Annotated in this window: 19 protein-coding genes; 5 read left to right on the plus strand and 14 right to left on the minus strand. The window is 67.3% G+C overall.

Annotation, left to right across the window (positions count from 1 at the left end; translation table 11 throughout):
- Nucleotides 1–20: 20 nt before the first annotated feature.
- Both phaC and BJP32_RS02300 read left to right on the plus strand, forming a co-directional pair.
- A complete protein-coding gene (phaC, locus tag BJP32_RS02295; RefSeq protein WP_046654179.1) occupies nt 21–2,000 on the plus strand; it encodes a class I poly(R)-hydroxyalkanoic acid synthase in 1,980 nt (659 codons plus the stop codon).
- Nucleotides 1,997–2,374, plus strand: a complete 378-nt coding sequence (locus BJP32_RS02300) for a hypothetical protein (RefSeq protein ID WP_046654180.1) — start codon at nt 1,997–1,999, stop codon at nt 2,372–2,374. Before phaC ends, BJP32_RS02300 begins: the two co-directional genes overlap by 4 nt.
- Before the next feature lie 19 nt (nt 2,375–2,393).
- On the opposite strand, the gene argC is transcribed toward BJP32_RS02300, so the two are convergent.
- From argC to BJP32_RS02360, 12 genes are all read right to left on the minus strand, one after another.
- Entirely contained in the window at nt 2,394–3,329 is a 936-nt protein-coding gene (gene argC, locus BJP32_RS02305) for an N-acetyl-gamma-glutamyl-phosphate reductase (protein ID WP_095046125.1), read from the minus strand.
- 241 nt (nt 3,330–3,570) lie between these two features.
- Nucleotides 3,571–4,059 carry a 30S ribosomal protein S9 gene (gene rpsI, locus BJP32_RS02310; protein ID WP_003165345.1) on the minus strand — a complete coding sequence of 163 codons (489 nt, stop codon included), beginning with the start codon at nt 4,057–4,059 and terminating at the stop codon, nt 3,571–3,573.
- Nucleotides 4,060–4,061: 2 nt separating this feature from the next.
- Nucleotides 4,062–4,535: a 50S ribosomal protein L13 gene (gene rplM / locus BJP32_RS02315; protein WP_181409293.1), complete on the minus strand. Its 474-nt coding sequence runs from the start codon at nt 4,533–4,535 to the stop codon at nt 4,062–4,064.
- Nucleotides 4,536–4,740: 205 nt separating this feature from the next.
- Nucleotides 4,741–5,172, minus strand: a complete 432-nt coding sequence (locus tag BJP32_RS02320) for a molecular chaperone DnaJ (RefSeq protein WP_046654183.1) — start codon at nt 5,170–5,172, stop codon at nt 4,741–4,743.
- A gap of 7 nt (nt 5,173–5,179) precedes the next feature.
- On the minus strand, nt 5,180–6,013 hold the full coding sequence (locus tag BJP32_RS02325) for a division plane positioning ATPase MipZ (RefSeq protein WP_046654184.1): 834 nt from the start codon (nt 6,011–6,013) through the stop codon (nt 5,180–5,182).
- Nucleotides 6,014–6,133: 120 nt separating this feature from the next.
- The gene (locus BJP32_RS02330; protein WP_046654186.1) at nt 6,134–6,742 is read right to left on the minus strand and encodes an SPOR domain-containing protein; all 609 of its coding nucleotides are present in this window, start codon (nt 6,740–6,742) and stop codon (nt 6,134–6,136) included.
- 83 nt (nt 6,743–6,825) lie between these two features.
- Nucleotides 6,826–7,587 carry a chorismate mutase gene (locus tag BJP32_RS02335; RefSeq protein WP_046654187.1) on the minus strand — a complete coding sequence of 254 codons (762 nt, stop codon included), beginning with the start codon at nt 7,585–7,587 and terminating at the stop codon, nt 6,826–6,828.
- A 309-nt stretch (nt 7,588–7,896) separates the two neighbouring features.
- Nucleotides 7,897–8,463, minus strand: coding sequence for a prephenate dehydratase domain-containing protein (locus BJP32_RS02340; protein WP_046654189.1), 567 nt, complete (start codon nt 8,461–8,463; stop codon nt 7,897–7,899).
- Complete coding sequence (locus tag BJP32_RS02345; protein ID WP_076222689.1) at nt 8,460–9,830, minus strand: class II 3-deoxy-7-phosphoheptulonate synthase; 1,371 nt, start codon at nt 9,828–9,830, stop codon at nt 8,460–8,462. Before BJP32_RS02345 ends, BJP32_RS02340 begins: the two co-directional genes overlap by 4 nt.
- Before the next feature lie 51 nt (nt 9,831–9,881).
- A complete protein-coding gene (locus tag BJP32_RS02350) occupies nt 9,882–10,934 on the minus strand; it encodes an enoyl-CoA hydratase/isomerase family protein (protein WP_046654192.1) in 1,053 nt (350 codons plus the stop codon).
- A gap of 34 nt (nt 10,935–10,968) precedes the next feature.
- The gene (locus BJP32_RS02355) at nt 10,969–11,550 is read right to left on the minus strand and encodes a hypothetical protein (RefSeq protein ID WP_046654194.1); all 582 of its coding nucleotides are present in this window, start codon (nt 11,548–11,550) and stop codon (nt 10,969–10,971) included.
- The gene (locus BJP32_RS02360; RefSeq protein ID WP_046654195.1) at nt 11,547–12,686 is read right to left on the minus strand and encodes an acyl-CoA dehydrogenase family protein; all 1,140 of its coding nucleotides are present in this window, start codon (nt 12,684–12,686) and stop codon (nt 11,547–11,549) included. The genes BJP32_RS02355 and BJP32_RS02360 overlap by 4 nt, the downstream gene beginning before the upstream one ends.
- A 154-nt stretch (nt 12,687–12,840) precedes the next feature.
- Here BJP32_RS02360 and hemB point away from each other — a divergent pair, with 154 nt between their 5' ends.
- The gene (gene hemB / locus BJP32_RS02365) at nt 12,841–13,842 is read left to right on the plus strand and encodes a porphobilinogen synthase (RefSeq protein WP_076222690.1); all 1,002 of its coding nucleotides are present in this window, start codon (nt 12,841–12,843) and stop codon (nt 13,840–13,842) included.
- Nucleotides 13,843–13,872: 30 nt separating this feature from the next.
- Here the strand turns inward: hemB and BJP32_RS02370 are convergent, their stop codons facing one another.
- Nucleotides 13,873–14,379, minus strand: coding sequence for a flavin reductase family protein (locus BJP32_RS02370; RefSeq protein ID WP_003165358.1), 507 nt, complete (start codon nt 14,377–14,379; stop codon nt 13,873–13,875).
- 128 nt (nt 14,380–14,507) lie between these two features.
- On the opposite strand from BJP32_RS02370, the gene BJP32_RS02375 reads away from it, so the two are divergent.
- Complete coding sequence (locus BJP32_RS02375; protein WP_076222691.1) at nt 14,508–15,410, plus strand: flagellar motor protein MotB; 903 nt, start codon at nt 14,508–14,510, stop codon at nt 15,408–15,410.
- A 111-nt stretch (nt 15,411–15,521) separates the two neighbouring features.
- On the plus strand, nt 15,522–16,253 hold the full coding sequence (locus BJP32_RS02380) for an arginyltransferase (protein WP_076222693.1): 732 nt from the start codon (nt 15,522–15,524) through the stop codon (nt 16,251–16,253).
- A 149-nt stretch (nt 16,254–16,402) separates the two neighbouring features.
- Here the strand turns inward: BJP32_RS02380 and BJP32_RS02385 are convergent, their stop codons facing one another.
- On the minus strand, nt 16,403–17,431 hold the full coding sequence (locus BJP32_RS02385) for a M48 family metallopeptidase (protein WP_076222695.1): 1,029 nt from the start codon (nt 17,429–17,431) through the stop codon (nt 16,403–16,405).
- Nucleotides 17,432–17,436 lie beyond the last annotated feature (5 nt).

A 17,436-nucleotide genomic window follows, 5' to 3' on the forward strand; every position in this document is an offset into this window, starting at 1 on the left:
CCATCGGAGGTTCCGCGCCCATGGCCAAGCGCCCGACCAAGACCCCGTCCGCCACGCCGGATGCGCCCGCCGCGCCGCGCAAGTCCGGACGTCCCACCTCGGCCAAGCCGCGCGCCGCCAAGAAGCCCGCCCCTGTGGAAGAAATGAAGGCCGCCGCGCCTGAAAAACCCGCCGCAGAAGCCCCTGCCCCGCCGCCCGAAACGCCGAACACCGCGCCCGACTTCATGGCCTTCAGCGCCGAACAGCGCCAGCAACTCGAGACCCTGTCGCTGAACCTGGCCAAGGCGGCGATGATGGCCCAGACGGCGGTGGCCGAGGCGGCCCTGTCGCAGGCCGACCGCCCCGCCGCCCTGTCGCCGGATCCGTTCAACGTGGCCCCGGCCATGTCTTCCGTCATGACCAGCCTGGCCGCCCGCCCCGAAAAGCTGTTCCAGGCCCAGGCCGACCTGTTCGGCCGCTACATGGAGCTGTGGTCGACCACGACCCGCCGGGCGATGGGCGAGACAGTCGACAGCGCCGCCCCGTCCGACAAGCGGTTCCGCGATCCGGCCTGGTCCGAGAACCCCATGTTCGACATGATGCGCCAGTCCTATCTGGCCACCTCGGACTGGATGAACAGTCTGGTCTCCAGCGTCGAGGACGTCGATCCGCGCGTGAAGCGTCGGGCCGAGTTCTTCACCCGCCTGCTGACCGACGCCTTCTCGCCCGCCAACTTCCTGGCGTCGAACCCCGTGGCGCTGAAGGCGCTGGCCGAGACCAGCGGCGAATCCCTGGTGCGCGGGATGCAGAACTTCGCCGCCGATCTGGAGCGCGGCGCCGGGTCGCTGAAGATCAGCCAGGCCGACTATGGCCGCTTTGTTCTGGGCGAGAACGTCGCCACGGCGCCGGGTCAGGTGGTCTGGCGCGACGAGTTGTTCGAGCTGATCCAGTATGACGCCGCGACGGAGCAGCAGCATGCCGTCCCGCTGCTGATCTTCCCGCCGTGGATCAACAAATTCTACATCATGGACCTGCAGCCGGCGAACTCCCTGATCCGCTGGCTGAGCGCGCAGGGCTTCACCGTCTTCGTCTGCTCATGGGTCAACCCGGACCGCGACAAGGCGGAGTTCGGCCTCGACGATTACATGAAGAAGGGCGTCTATCGCGCCGTCGAAAAGACGTTGGAGCAGACCGGCCAGACGCATGTAAACACCGTCGGCTACTGCATCGGCGGCACCATGCTGGGCGCCAGCCTGGCGCATATGGCGGCCAAGGGCGATGATCGCGTCGCCTCCGCCACCTTCTTCGCCGCCCAGCACGACTTCGCCGAGGCGGGCGATCTGTTGCTGTTCACCGACGAGCACTGGCTGGCCGAGATCGAGCGGCTGATGGACGAAGCGGGCGGCGTCCTGCCCGGCACGGCGATGGCCGACACCTTCAACGCCCTGCGCGCCAATGACCTGATCTGGTCCTTCTTCGTGTCCAACTATCTGATGGGCAAGGCGCCGCCCGCCTTCGACCTGTTGGCGTGGAACGCCGACCAGACGCGGATGCCCAAGCGGCTGCACCTGCAATACCTGCGCCTGATGTACGGCCAGAACGCCCTGGCCAAGGGCGAGCTGGAGATCGACGGCGAGCGCATCGACCTGTCCAAGGTCCGCATCCCGCTCTATTTCCAGGCCAGCCGCGAGGACCACATCGCGCCGATGAACTCGGTCTATCGCTCGGCGCGGCTGTTCGGCGGACCGGTGACCTATACGCTGGCCGGATCGGGCCACATCGCCGGGGTCATCAACCCGCCGTCAGCCCAGAAATATCAGCACTGGGTCAACGCCGCCCTTCCCGAAACGCTTCAGGAATGGCAAGCGAAAGCGGAACAGCATCCGGGCAGCTGGTGGGCGCACTGGGCCGATTGGCTGGGCGCGAAGTCCGGCGAGAAGATCGCCGCGCGCGATCCCAAGGCCGGGCCGCTGAAACCCATCGAACCGGCGCCCGGCGCCTATGTGAAAGTGAAGTCTTGAAGCGTATCGAGCCCAACCTGCTGCTGGCGATCACCACGGCCTTTCCCCTGGTCCTGCTGATCGCCACCGCGACCCTGTTCGGCGCGCCGGGACAGTTGGTGAAGTACCTGGTGATCGCAGTGCTCGTGCCGGCCGCCTTCGTGCCGCTTAACAGCATGATGGCCAAGCGAATGGGCTCTCAACGCTCGCCGATGATCCACCCAGAGGCCGCCTCGACCGCCGTCTGGGCCAGCCTGTTTCCGGCGCTGATCATTCTGGCGGCGGGCGTGCCGGTGGTTTTTCCCGGCCACGACTACGGCCTGCTGATCATCATCGCCGCCATCTTCTTCGGCGGAACAGTAGAGTCAGCGATCAAGGCGGCGCGGGCGCGCTGATCGCGCGCCCGGACCGGCTTCACTTGAGGCCGGTCGCCTCATCCAGGCCCAGCATGATGTTGAGGTTCTGGACCGCCGCGCCCGAGGCGCCCTTGCCCAGGTTGTCCAGCAGGGCGACCAGACGCGCCTGCTCTCCTCCGCGATCACCGAAGACGTGCAGGCGCATACGGTTGGTGCCGTTCAGGCCCTCGGGCTCGATTCCGGTCATGGCCTCGGTCTCGTCAATCTCGGCCACCTCGACGAAATGCTGGCCCTCATAGGCCTCGACCAGGGCGCCATGCAGCCGCTCGACCGAAGGCGTCTCCGGCAGGGCCGACAGGTGCAGCGGAACCTCGACCAGCATCCCCTGACGATAGTTCCCCACGGCGGGCGAGAACAGCACCGGGCGCGACAGCCCCGCGTGCTTCGTCATTTCCGGCACATGCTTGTGCTTCAGCGTCAGACCATAGGCGCGGAAGGCGGTCGACGCCCCCTCGGCCTCGAACTCGGCGATCATGGCCTTGCCGCCGCCGGAATAGCCGGACACCGCATTGATGGTAACGGGCCAGTCAGCCGGCACCAGCCCCGCCTTCACCAGCGGCCGCATCAGGCCGATGAAGCCGGTCGGATAGCAGCCAGGGTTTGACACCCGCGTCGAGGCGGCGATGGCCGCGCGCTGAGCCGCATCCATCTCGGCGAAGCCATAGGTCCAGCAGTCCGCCACGCGATAGGCGGTCGAGGCGTCGATGACCCGCACCGACGGAGTCTCGATCATCGACACGGCCTCGCGGGCCGCATCGTCAGGCAGGCACAGGATGACCGCATCGGCGCTGTTCAACGCCTCGCGCCGCGCTTCGACATCACGACGACGGTCGCCGAGCAGCATCAGCTCCAGATCGCCGCGCGCCTCCAGACGCTCGCGAATTTCCAGCCCCGTGGTTCCGGCCTCGCCGTCGATGAAGATAGTGTGGGTCATTCGCATCTCCTGCCCTTCTCCCCTTGTGGGAGAAGGTGGCCCGCGCAGCGGGTCGGATGAGGGGTCGCACTGACGCGACATTCTGGCGATCTTCAGGCAACGACTTTGACGATTGAGAAACCCCTCATCCGTCGGCCTTCGGCCGCCACCTTCTCCCACAAGGGGAGAAGGACAAAAGAAAAGGCGCCTCGGGTTTCCCCGAAGCGCCCTTTGTACTCCCAGTCGCGGGTTCGCGACCGACTTAGCGCTTCGAGAACTGGAAGCTGCGGCGAGCCTTGGCGCGGCCGTACTTCTTACGCTCGACGACGCGGCTGTCGCGGGTCAGGAAGCCGTGCGGCTTCAGAACCTTGCGCAGTTCCGGCTCGTAGTGGGTCAGGGCGTGCGACAGGCCGTGGCGGATGGCGCCGGCCTGGCCCGACAGGCCCGAACCTTCAACGGTGCAGATCACGTCGTATTGCGTGGCGCGGTCCGAGACGGTCAGCGGCTGGGCGACCATCATCTGCAGCACCGGACGGGCGAAGTAAGCCGCCACGTCCTTGCCGTTGACGGTGATCTTGCCGGTGCCGCGCTTCACCCACACGCGAGCGATGGCGTTCTTGCGCTTGCCGGTCGAGTACGAACGGCCCAGGGCGTCGATCTTCGGCTCGCGGACGATTTCCTCGGCAGCAGCGGTGCCCAGGCCCTTCAGGGCGTCAAAGCCGGCGGCGGTGTCTTGAGTCACGTCGGTCATGCTCAGGCGCTCCGGGTGTTCTTGGACGACATCGACTTGAAGTCGATGGTCGTGGGCTGTTGGGCTTCGTGTTCGTGAGCCGCGCCGGCGAACAGGCGCAGGTGGGTCATCTGCTTGCGAGCCAGCGGCGACTCCTTGGGCAGCATGCGCTCAACGGCCTTCTCGAGCACGCGCTCGGGGAAACGTCCGCCCAGAACCTTCTCCGGGGTGGTTTCCTTGATGCCGCCCGGGTGGCCGGTGTGGCGATAGTAGACCTTGTCGGTGTTCTTCTTGCCGGTGAACACCACCTTGTCGACGTTGGTGACGACGACGTAGTCGCCGCAGTCAACGTGCGGGGTGTAGGTCGGCAGGTGCTTGCCGCGCAGGCGGTTGGCGATGAAGGTCGCGAGGCGGCCCACCACGACGCCTTCGGCGTCGATGTGGATCCACTTCTTCTCGACCTCGGCCGGCTTCAGCGAAGCCGTGGTGCTCTTCAGCATGATGAGGGTCCTGGAAGACGAAAAACGCGGCCCGAACCAGATGGATCGGGCGGAGGCCGGGGTGATAGAGGGTCGCGCGCCGAAGGTCAATGTCGGTTGCGATGGCGATTTCGGCACATTAGATTGATTTTATTGAATATTTTAAATGCGGTATTAAAATACCCAATCCACTTCCTTCTCCCAGAAGGGGAAGAAGAGAGCCCTAACCTTTCAGCAGCCGATCCCGCGCGGCGTTGACGCGGGCGGCCAGCCCCTCGGTTCCGCCCTGATCCGGGTGCGCGCGGGCCATCAGCCTGCGCCAGGCGGCGTGGATCATCTGGGCGTCCGCATCAGCCCCAACGCCCAGAATGGAGCGCGCCTCGGCCTTGCTCATGGGTTCGGCGGGTTGAGCCGCCCTGCCCGCCACAGGCCGAATGCGCGACTGCACGGCCAGCCAGACGCCCGCCGAGGCCATGCCGCCCGCGATCAGCCATGCACCACGCGCGGCGGCGAACACCGCCCCGGCCAGCAGGGCGGCGCTCAATATAGTGGCGGAGATGCGCCAGTGGCCGCGCCGGGCGCGCTCGGTCTGGCGGCCCAGACGCACCATGGCCCACAGGGCCACGGCGGCCAGACCCAGCCAGATCAGCCCCATGCGTCGATCAGGCCGCCGCGTCCATGGCCGCGATGGCGTCGTCCAGACCCAGGGCCTGCATCAGGTTGCGCATCTCCTGACGCGCGGCGACGTGGGCCAGGGACACCGACACCGGGCGGATGTCGTTCGACAGGTCCGCCACCGTCAGGCCGAAGGGGAAGAGTTCGCGATAGATGACCCGGTCGCGCAGGCCCGGCCCGACGCGGAAACCGACCCGCTTGGCCAGCTTGGCCATGCGCGAGGCCAGACGACGACGGTTGCGCGCCTCGGCGACGGCCAGACGGTTGGTGACGACGATCCAGTCGATCGTCACCTGACGGCCCTCGGTGATGGCGCGATGCTTGCGCGCCTCCCAGACGCTTTCGGAATAGATGGACGGCTTGACCAGATCCAAGGTCACAGGGTCGACCTCGCCCAGCAGGTCGAAGTCGACGAAGCTGTCGTTCATCGGCGTGACGATCTGATCGGCGCGGCCGTGCGCGGCGCGCGACAGGGCCGTGTCACCGCCCGGGGTGTCGATGACGATGACGTCGGCGACGCCTTTCGCCTCGGCGTAGGCGGCCTCGAAACGGGCCAACTGCTCCGTCTCATCGGCCTTATGAAGAGCCTTGCCATCGCCCATGTCCGGCACGATCGGCTGGGGCAAGTCATGGCCGTTGGCCTTGGTCCAGGCGGCGCGGTTGGCGAAGAACCGCTCCATCGACCGCTGGCGCAGGTCCAGATCGATAATGGCGACCTTGCGTCCGGCGTGCAGAAGGCCGGTGACGATGTGAATGGCCAGGGTGGACTTGCCCGCCCCGCCCTTTTCATTGCCGATGACGATGACCTGAGGCTGCGCCATGTGAAATCCCACTGTGATCAGCAGGCGCGACTCATCTTCGTCCGCCGCCCGCCCATGAGCCGCAAGATCAGCCTCCGAGGGCCAATCGTCAACGAAACCTTAAGCTGAGCCTGTGGACGATCAGGCCGCAGCGGCGCCGGATCGGGCGCACCACGGGTCCGAAGCCGCCAGGTCGCGGCACAGGGCCTGAGCCTGTCCGGCGGAGGCGGCGACCTTCAACCGCACCAGGCGACGCCCGCCGACCTCGACCGCCTCATAGACGGGCTGAAGTCCCGACAGCACCGCCCCGCCCGGCCCGCCGTTCAGTCGCCTCCAGGCCGCCCGAGCGCCGCCCTCGCTGGAATAGGCGCCCAGTTGCACATGATGTGCAGCGACCCCGGCGGGCTTGGACGCCGTCACGGTCTGCGGCGGAGCCTCGGGATCGGGATAGGCCGTCGGCGCCGGTGCAGACGCCGAAGCCAGGCGGACCCTGGCGGTCAGGCCCTCGCGCGCATCCCACAGCTCATGCGGCGTCATCAGCTCGACCTTCAGCGGCGCGGCCCGCTCGCGCGGACGATCCGGCGCAGCGACCGGCGCCCCGCCCGCATCCTCGGCGGACAAGGGAATGGCCGCGATCCGTTCGGCCGCGCTCTCGAACCGGCTGGGGTCGCTTTCCACCACGCCGCAGCCGACCAGCAGCCCGGCAAGGACGCAGATCGGCGCAAGACGCAGGAGGACGGAAGCGTTCATGCCCCTACATTGAACGACGGATTTTGAGACAGGGTTGAGGAACAGGCTTAACGTCGATTCACCCTGTTCCTCAGCCGAACCTGTCAGCCGATGGCGCCGACGCCGCCCTCGACGTCGCCCGGCGCCACGTCGGCGTCGGTCAGGGCCAGGGTCCAACCGTGGTGGGTGTTCAGGCCCCAGCGCCGCGCGCCCGAGCCGTCGCCCGCATCGCCGCCCGCCGTCACCACGACGCGGCGGCCGGTCGGCAGGGCCGGCGGATCGATCTTGCCCACGGCCAGAGACGTCGGCGTCTCGCCGCCGTAGCCGTCGAATACGCTGAGCATCGACCATTCGCGGCGCAGGCCGATCCACCAGGGATCGTCGCCGCTGATCGACAGGACGGCCACGCCCTTGCCCTCGGCCGCGTGGGCCAGGGCCGCCTGCGGGTCGAGGACCAGCTTGATGTCGGCGGCGGCGCCGAAACGCAGGCGGGCGCCGTCCACGGCCTTGGCCGGGTCGATGGGGGCCCAGACCTGGACCTGCAGACGCCCCTGGCGCGCCAGGCCCCAGCCGACGATCTCGCGCCACAGATGCTCGACCGCCTCGCGGTTCTCAGGGTCGCACTGCTTCAGCAGGCGTGCCTGGACGGCCTGTTCGCGGTCGGGGCGCAGCTTGGTGTGGGGGCCGGTGGGGGCGTCCTTGGCCTTGCCCACCTGGGCGGCGACGGCCAGGCGGCGCTCGAACAGTTCGAGGATCTGATCGTCCAGGCTGTCGATTTCGGCGCGCAGGGCGGCCAGCGCCTTCTGTTCGGCGCTCAATTCAACGGTTTCAGCGGGCCAGACTTGCTGGATGGCGGATTGCGACATGGGAGATGGCTTTCGGCATGGAATTTTCGATAGGGAAGCCGCGTCCGCCGATGAAGATCAGGCAGAGACGCGCGGTATGGCCGCTTGGGGAGAAGCGGTCGCCAGTGAGACAGTCAGGGTTGGTTAGAAGCCCGACGCCTCAGCCGGCGTATCGAAAGCCGTAATAGCCATAGCCAAAATAGAAGCCGGCCACCGCGCGCGAGGTGGTTTCAAAGGTCATTTGTGCGCGCAGCGAGGACATGAATCCGGTCCGGTTTCTGGATCAGGGTCGATCCGACCGGACCTTAAAGCCGCAAACTTTATGCGCGGTCAAGCCTGAGGGGCCGTGAACAGGACAAAACGGGTCCGGTTGTCGCTGAAATCCTGCAAATCGTTGCGCAGAACCACCAACCCATAGACCTCGGCCGCGCGGGCCGGCGCCACGGCGGCGCGGGTCACGTCGTCCGCCTCGGCCACGGCGGCGGCGGCGCCCCCGGTGTCGAACGCCTCGACCGCCGCGATCTTCATCTCGTTCAGGGCCTTGGAGCACTGCTGCAGGGCGACAGGATGGCTCTCGGCCGTCTTCACGTCCGACAGGCGCGCTTCGGGCACGCCCAGCAGGGCCAGACGGATCGGCCGCCAGGCGTCGCTGACCGCGACCAGTCCCGCCTGCCGCACCAGGGTGGCGGCAGGCTCGACTACGCCCACGGTCGAGTTCTCGACCGGGATCAGAGCGCAATGGCAGTCGCCGCTCAGGACAGCGTCAATGGCGCCTTGAAAGGTCTCGAAGCCAACGGCCTCGTCCCACGGGCGCAGGTCCAGGCAGGCTTCATGGCTGAAGGCGCCCGGCGCGCCCTGATAGGCGACGCGGCCGGGCGTTTCGTCTTCTGCCGTCATGCGGCCTCGGACCGGGCCTGCCGCCCGGCCTTGAGGCGCTCGGCGACCAGGAAGGCCAGCTCCAGCGCCTGATCCGCGTTGAGGCGCGGGTCGCAGTGGGTGTGGTAACGGCTCGACAGGTCGTCTTCCGTGACCGCCTGGGCGCCGCCGATGCATTCGGTGACGTTCTGGCCGGTCATCTCCAGGTGGACGCCGCCGGGGTGGACGCCCTCGGCCTCGGCCACGTCGATGAAGGTGCGGACCTCGCCCATGACGCGATCGAAGGGCCGGGTCTTGTAGCCGTTGCCGGCTTTCAGCGTATTGCCGTGCATCGGGTCGATCGACCAGATGACGCGCTTGCCCGCCGCCTTCACCGCCCGCATCAGACCCGGCAGGCGGTCGCCCACCTTGTCGTGGCCGAAGCGGCCGATCAGCGTCAGGCGGCCCGGAATATTGTTCGGGTTCAGGGCGTCGATCAGCGGCAGCAGGTCGTCCGCCGTCATGGTCGGCCCGCACTTGACCCCGATAGGGTTGGAGATGCCGCGCATGAACTCGATGTGGGCGCCGTCCAGCTGGCGGGTGCGCTCGCCGATCCACAGCATGTGGGCCGAGGTGTCGAACCATTCGCCGGTCGAGCCGTCCAGGCGCGTCAGGGCGCTCTCGACGTTCAGCAGCAGGGCTTCGTGGCTGGTGAAGACCTCGACGCGCGACAGGTCGGGGTGCGTCTCGGGCGTGACGCCGACCGCCTCCATGAAGGCCAGGGCCTCGGTGATCTTGTCGGCCAGCTCGCGATAGGCCGCGCCCGCGCCGTCATCGGCGAAGCCCAGCGTCCAGCGGTGGATATTGTACAGGTCGGCGTATCCCCCGCCCGCAAAGGCGCGCAGCAGGTTCAGCGTCGAGGCCGACTGGTTATAGGCGCGGATCAGGCGCTGCGGATCGGGCGTGCGCTCTTCCGGCGTGAAGCCCATGCCGTTGATGATGTCGCCGCGATAGGACGGCAGCTCGACCCCGCCGATCTCCTCGACCGGGGACGAGCGCGGCTTGGCGAACTGACCGGCGATGCGGCCGACCTTCACCACCGGCTTGCGGCCGGCGAAGGTCAGCACCACCGCCATCTGCAGGATCAGGCGGAAGGTGTCGCGGATGTTGTCGGTCGAGAACTCCTTGAAGCTCTCGGCGCAGTCGCCGCCTTGCAGCAGGAAGGCGTTGCCCGCCTCGACCTGGGCAAGGTGATCGGTAAGCTTGCGCGCCTCGCCCGCAAAGACGAGGGGCGGCATCGCGCGCAGCTCGTCTTCGACGCGCGCCAATTCGGCGGCGTCCGGATAGTCCGTCGGCATGTGCAGGACGGGCTTGTTTCTCCAGGATTCGGGGGTCCAGCGCTTACTCATGCCGGCAAGATAGGCTTTTCCCCCGTCCGGAACAATGAAGCTTGCGCGAAATCAGCCGGTCAGCGGTTTCCATGCCTCATCGGCGGGTAAGGGTGCGAACAGGGCCTCGATCTGGGCGCCCGAAACCGAAGAAAGCTCGGCAGGCGACCACTGAGGGGCGTTGTCCTTGTCGATGATGACGGCGCGTACGCCTTCCTGGAAGTCATGCGTCTGAACCACTCGCCCGCCCAGGGCGTATTCCATCGCCATGTTGTCGGCGAAGTCGGTCAGCGTCGCCCCGGTGCGGATCTGGCGCAACGACACCTTCAGCGACTGCGGCGACTTGGTCTTCAGGATGTCGAGCTGCTTCTGCGCCCAGTCCGAACCGTCGGCCTGAAGGGCGGCGACGATCTCTTCCACCGTATCGAAGGCGAACAGGCGGTCGATGGCCTCACGGTGCGGCGCCAGCGGCGACGGTCCGGCGTCCCCGGCGGCGCGATCGGCGACCGCCTTCGGATCGGCGGACGCGGCCAGCAGTTCAGTCTTCAGGCTCTCAACAGCCTCGGACGCGACGAAATGGGTATGAATGCCCAGCGCCACCGTATCCGCCGCCTTCAGCCGCGCGCCGGTCAGGGCGAGCCAGACGCCCGTCTGCCCCGGCAGGCGCGGCAGGAACCAGCCGCCGCCCACATCGGGGAACAGGCCGATGCCCGTCTCCGGCATGGCGTAGGTGGTGCGCTCGGTGGCGATGCGGACGTCGGCGGGCTCGCTGATGCCCACGCCGCCGCCCATGACGATGCCGTCGACCACCGCCGTGATCGGCTTGGGATAGACGAACATTAGATGGTTCAGCTGATACTCGGTCTTGAAGAAGGCCTTGGCCTCGGAGGCGTCCCCTGCCCCGCTCTCGGCGATCATGCGGATGTCGCCGCCCGCGCAGAAGCCGCGCTCGCCCGCATGGTCGATCAGCACCGACTGAACCGCGTCGTCCCCGCGCCAGGCCAGCAGGGCCTCGATCATCGCCTCGCACATGGGCCGGTTCAGAGCGTGGATCGCCTTGGGCCGGTTCAGGGTGATGCGGCCGACACCATTTTCGATGCGGGTGATGACTTCAGATTCAGACAAGACTTCCTCCAGGGCGGAGCGCCGCGACAAGCGACTATTCAGCGGTTGAATGATCCGGGACGGCGAGGGCCTGTCCGCGTTCGATCAACTCCAGCTCGATCAGGGCCGCCACCTGCCCCGCCCGCCAGTTGATCGTATAATAGCCAAGCAGGCTGGCCGACACGCCGACGATGATCAAGGCAAAGCCGACCCCGCCCCCGACCATGATCATGCGCGTGAACTCTGGCGCGACCTGGAAACCAGCCAAGATCGCCGTCACCGGACCCGAGACATAGAACAGCGCCGCCATCTTCCACAGGGCGTCATTCCGCGCCGCATTGATCCGAGCGATCCCCGCCAGAGCCGTCAGCTGGGACGCATCCAGATCAGCCAGTATCGCTCCCGCGCTGACGCCCATCGGCGTGGCCTTCAGCGTCGAGACGACATCTACCTCATACAGACCCCAGCCCGACCGGGAGCCGACGAGATGGCGGACCAGACGCACGAAGCGGAACTCCGTCGTTAAACGCCGCCAGACGGCCCATAGCGCCTCGCGATCGCGGCCAGCCGCCGCTGCATTGGTCGGAGCCACCGCCATGGCGGGCTCTGCGAACGCCTCGACGTGCTCGACCGTCATCCCCGCGCCAGCTCGCGCGCTACGATCACGCGCATGATCTCATTGGTGCCTTCCAGGATGCGGTGAACGCGCAGGTCGCGCACGATCCGCTCCAGCGGATAGTCCTTCAGATAGCCGTAGCCGCCGTGCAGTTGCAGCGCCTGATCGGCGATCTGGAAGCAGGCGTCGGTCGTCAGGCGCTTGGCCATGGCGCACCACTTGGTCTTTTCCGCGTGGCCGGTGTCGATGGCCCAGGCGCCGCGCAGCACCATCAGGCGGGCGGCCTCAAGGTCCGTGGCCATGTCCGCCAGCTCGAACTGGGTGTTCTGGAACTGGCCGATGGCCTGGCCGAACTGCTTGCGGCCGGCGACGTATTCCTGGGCCGTCTCCAGCGCCAGACGCGCCCCGCCCAGCGAGCAGGCGGCGATGTTCAGGCGCCCGCCGTCCAGACCGGCCATGGCGTATTTGAAGCCCGCGCCTTCCTCGCCCACCAGATTGGCGACCGGCACCCGGCAGTCGTCGAAGCTGACCACGGCGGTCGGCTGGGCGTTCCAGCCCATCTTCTTCTCATTGGCGCCGAACGACAGGCCGGGCGTCCCCGCCTCGACCACGATCGTCGAGATGCCTTTCGGCCCTTCCCCGCCCGTGCGGACCATGACGACATAGACGTCCGACGTTCCGGCGCCGGAAATGAAGGCCTTGGCCCCGTTCAGCACATAGTGGTCGCCGTCGCGCACCGCCGTCGTCCGCAGCGCCGCCGCGTCCGAGCCCGAGCCCGGCTCGGTCAGGCAATAGCTGGCGATCTTCTCCATCCCGACCAGCGACGGCACGAAGCGCGCCCGCAGCTCGGCCGAGCCGAAGCTGTCGATCATCCACGTCGCCATGTTGTGGATCGAGATGAAGGCCGCCGTCGCCACGTCCCCGCGCGACAGCTCCTCAAAGATCACCGCCGCCTCGACCCGGCCCAGACCCATGCCGCCGTGTTCCTCGCCCGTATAGATGCCGGCGAAGCCCATCTCAGCGGCGGCCTTCAGCACGTCGACCGGGAAATGCTTGTCTTCGTCCCAGCGGGCCGAGTGCGGAGCCAGTTCGGCCTCGGCGAAGGCGCGGGCCGCGTCCTGAATGGCGCGTTGATCGTCGGTGAGGGCGAAGTCCATGAAAGCTCCCGCATTGCAGCCTGCCCTCTGACGGGGCGTTCGGGGCGCTTCTAACGGGTGGCGGCGCGCGCGTCACCCCGTCCCCGCCGAGGGATCAGCATAGGTGGACAGTTCGCCTTTTGCCTCTCCCCGCGCTTTGTTTTAAGCCGCGCGCATGACCATGCCCTTCCAGCCCGCCGCCTTTCCCTACGCCCGCCCGCGTCGCCTGCGTTCGCAGCCGTGGGTGCGCCGTCTGGTCGCCGAGACGACCCTGACGCCGGCCGACCTGATCTGGCCGTTGATCGTCCATGACGGCGCCGAGGACCGCCAGCCGGTCGCCTCCATGCCGGGCGTCTTTCGCCTGTCGCCCAAGGAGGCCGCCAAGGCCGCCGTCGAGGCGCGCGATCTGGGCATTCCGATGGTCGCCTTGTTCCCGAACGTGAACGATGGGCTGAAGGACAATGTGGCCACCGCCGCCACCGACCCGGACGGCCTGATCCCCGACTGCATCCGCGCCATCAAGGACGCCGCGCCCGAGATCGGCGTCATGACCGACGTGGCGCTGGATTGCTACACCGACCACGGCCACGACGGCGTTCTGGAAGACGGCCGCATCGTCAACGATTCGACGCTGGAGCGGCTGACGGAACAGGCCTTCATCCACGCCCACGCGGGCGCCGACGCCGTGGCCCCGTCCGACATGATGGACGGCCGCGTCCAGGCCATCCGCGAGGCGCTGGAGGCCAACGGCCTGAGCGACACGCTGATCATCAGCTATGCGGCCAAATACGCCTCGGCCTTCTACGGCCCGTATCGCGACGCGGTCGGCTCGTCCAAGTCGCTGACCGGCGACAAGAAGACCTATCAGATGGATTTCGCCAACGCCGAAGAGGCCCTGCGCGAGGTGGCGATGGACCTGTCGGAAGGCGCCGACGCCCTGATCGTCAAGCCGGGCCTGCCCTATCTGGATATCGTCCGGCTGGTGTCGCAGACGTTCAAGGTTCCGACCTTCGCCTATCAGGTGTCTGGCGAGTACGCGATGATGCAGGCCGCCTTCGCCAACGGCTGGCTGGATCCGGACCGCGCCATCCTGGAAAGCCTGCACGCCTTCAAGCGCGCGGGGGCGTCCGGCGTCATCAGCTACTTCGCGCCGCAAGCCGCGCGGATGATGGGCTGATCTTGCCCTTCTCCCCTTGTGGGAGAAGGATCAGGCCGTTGGATCGGCGGCCTTGCCGTACTTCCCCCGGAAATAGGTCAGCGCATCGCCCGGCCGGGTGTCGAACGCCTCGACCCGGCCCACGATGACCAGGTGATCGCCCATGACGATGCGGTCGTGCGTCCGGCAGGTCAGGCGCGTCACCGCGTTCAGCAGACGCGGCGGCTCGGGGTCGTCCACCGCGAACTCGTCGTCCGACAGGCGGCAAACGCCCCAGGCGAAGCGGTCGGACATGGCCTGGTCCTCGACCGGCAGCATATGGACGGCGAAGCGATCCGCCCCGGCGAAGGCGTCATGGCGGTCGGACTTGACGTCCATGCACCACAGCACCAGCGGCGGGTCCAGCGAGACGGAGGTGAAGCTGTTCACCGTGATCCCCAGAGGCCCATCGACGGTATGGGCCGTGACCACGCATACCCCGGTCGCAAACCCGCCCAGCGCCCGGCGATAGGCGCGAGGGTCGAAATCGGCGGCAGGGGAAGCGGACGCGTCGGACATGGCCCTCAGCTAGGCCGTGAAGCCCGCATCGGCAAGGGCGCGGCGCGCCGTCGCATCTCACTGCAACCGCTTCTTAAGCCCCGCATGGGATTTAGGGCGAACGAACACGGTTAAGACGGACCCGCCCCATGGCGCTGAATGATCGCCCGATCCTGATCAAGAAGGTGAAGAAGGTGTCCGGCCACGGCCACCACGGCGGCGCGTGGAAGGTGGCCTACGCCGACTTCGTCACGGCCATGATGGCCTTCTTCCTGCTGATGTGGCTGATCAACACGACCGATCCGGAGCAGAAGCGCGGCATCGCCGAATATTTCGCCCCGGCCAACGTCTCGGCCTCGACCTCGGGCTCCGGCGGCATCCTGGGCGGCACGTCGCTGGGCGATTCCGAAGGCGCCAAGGGCGCGGGCTCCAACGCCGTCATCGAACAACTGGCCCCCGAGGCCCCCGACGCCCCGCAGGAAGCGGGTCAGAACTCCAACCTGGCCTCGGCCAGCGAAGCCGCCCTGCGCGCCGAGATCGCCCGTCGTGAAGCCGCCGACTTCGCCAGCGCCGCCGAATCCCTGCGCCAGGCCATGCAGTCCATGCCGGAACTGGCCGAACTGTCGAAGCAGCTGATCATCGACCAGACGCCCGAAGGCCTGCGCATCCAGTTGGTCGACCAGGAAGGCCGCTCGATGTTCGAGAACGGCTCCTCGCGTCCCAACCCGCGGGCCCAACTGCTGCTGCGCGCCGTGGCCAAGGTGATCAACCAACTGCCCAACCGCATCACCATCACCGGACACACCAGCGCCGTCGCCGGTTCCAGCCGCGCCAGCAGCCCCGGCGACTGGCCCCTGTCGTCAGCGCGCGCCGACGCCTCGCGCCTGACGTTGCAAAGCGCGGGCGTGAGCAGCGACCGGGTCTATTCCGTCGCGGGCAAGGCGGGGTCCGACCCACTGTATCCCGACGACCCGTCGCTGGCCGGAAACCGCCGCATCGCCATCGTCTTGCTGCGCGAAGCGCCGGTCCTGCCCACGGACACCAGCTTGTAGGACGCGAAGAAGACTTGCGAAAACGGCCGGTTGCGCGCCAAATCAGGACATGAGCCGCGTCTATTCATCCGGCCCCTGTGCGGGCGCTGACGCCGTTACGGAGCGACAGCCGTGACCCAGCACTTCTTCTCGCGCCAGCTCCGCTTCTTCATGACCGCCAGCGCGCCCTGCCCCTATCTGCCAGGTCAGTTCGAGCGCAAGGTCTTCGCCAACCTGCCGTTCAGCGACGGCGCCGACGTCAACGACGCCCTGACCCAGGCCGGGTTCCGCCGCAGCCAGAACATCGCCTATCGTCCGGCGTGCGAGGCCTGCATCGCCTGCGTCTCGGTGCGGATTCCGGTGGCGGATTTCGAACTCTCGCGCTCGCGCCGCCGCATCCTGGCGCGCAACGCCGATCTGTCGCGCGATCTGGTCGAGGCCGAGGCGACGATGGAGCAGTTCGACCTGCTGCGCCGCTATTTGACCGCCCGCCATCCCGGCGGCGGCATGACCGACATGGGCTGGCTGGACTATGTGTCGATGGTCGAGGACACGGCCGTCCGCACCCATCTGATCGAATACCGCCTGCCCAGCGAGGACGACGGCCCCGGCCGTCTGGTCGGCGTCTGCCTGACCGACCTGCTGCATGACGGCCTGTCGATGGTCTACAGCTTCTTCGACCCGGATATGGCGCGTCGCAGCTTGGGCCGGTTCGCCATTCTGGACCACCTGCATCAGGCCGAGACGGTGGGCCTGCCCTATGTCTACCTCGGCTACTGGGTCCAGGGCTCGCCCAAGATGGATTACAAGGCCGAGTTCCGCCCGCTAGAGGCATTGCGGCCCTGGGGCTGGGAGCGGCTGTAAAGCCCTTCTCCCCTTGAGGGAGAAGGTGGCAGGCGAAGCCTGACGGATGAGGGGTTGCTGGACATTGGCCAGACCTGCCTCTTTTCAGATTTCGGATAGACCCCTCATCCGGCCCTGACGGCCACCTTCTCCCACAAGGGGAGAAAAACCTACGTCGTCGGCACCGCCGTACCTGAAGCTTGAGGCGCTCCGCCCCACGGCCCGTCGTCCCGACCGCCGGCGAACTGCACCAACGCCGCGATGCGTTTCGCGATCGGCGGGTGCGTCGCGAACAGGCCCGAGAACCCCGTCTTCTCCGCCGTATTGTCCAGGAACATGCCGCGCAGTTCGTCCGGCGCCTCAAGCTTCGACTGGCCCGACACCTTGCGCAGGGCCGAGATCATGGCGTCGGGGTTCTTGGTCAGCTCCACCGCCCCCGCGTCGGCCACATATTCCCGCGTCCGCGACAGGGTCATGCGGATGACGGCGGCCAGGCCGAAGCCGATGACGCCGATGGCCAGGCCGATCAGGATCAAGGGCATGGCGTTCTTGTTGTCCCGCCCTCGCCCGCCGCGCATATAGAACAGGCTGCGGAACACCAGTTCGGCCACCACGCTGATGATCCCCGCGAAAATCGAGGCGATCACCATGGTCCGCACGTCCTTGTTGATGACGTGGGTCAGCTCATGGGCCAGGACGCACTCCATCTCGTCCCGGTTCAGGGTCTGCATCAGACCGCGCGTGACGGTGACGCTGTAGTTCCCCTCGTGCAGGCCGGACGCATAGGCGTTCAGCGACGGGCTTTCGATGATGCGCAAGGCTGGCGTCTTCATCCCGCGCGAGATCGCCAGGTTCTCCAGCAGATTGTAGAGGTCCGGCTCGACCCGGCGCTCGACCTTTCGCGCGCCGGTCATGACGTCGATCATCATCTGATTGCCGAAATAGGCGATGACGAACCAGATCGCTGCCGCGATAGCGGCGAAGGGCACGGTCCAGCCCAGCATGGACGCCGCCAGCGCCAGATCCTGCCCCAGGTCGCCGCCTGAGTTGGGCAGCAGGCCGAAACCCATCATCAGCACCTGGACGCCGAACAATATGCCGACCAGCAGCACCGGGAACCCGGCCAGCAGGATCGCCGACCGGGTGTTGTTCCGCCAGATGTGGGTCTTGAGGCCGACGACCTGACCAAAAACCGCCATTGGGG

Origin of the sequence: Brevundimonas sp. ZS04 (genome assembly GCF_001956865.1) — a bacterium.
Lineage (GTDB): Bacteria > Pseudomonadota > Alphaproteobacteria > Caulobacterales > Caulobacteraceae > Brevundimonas > Brevundimonas diminuta.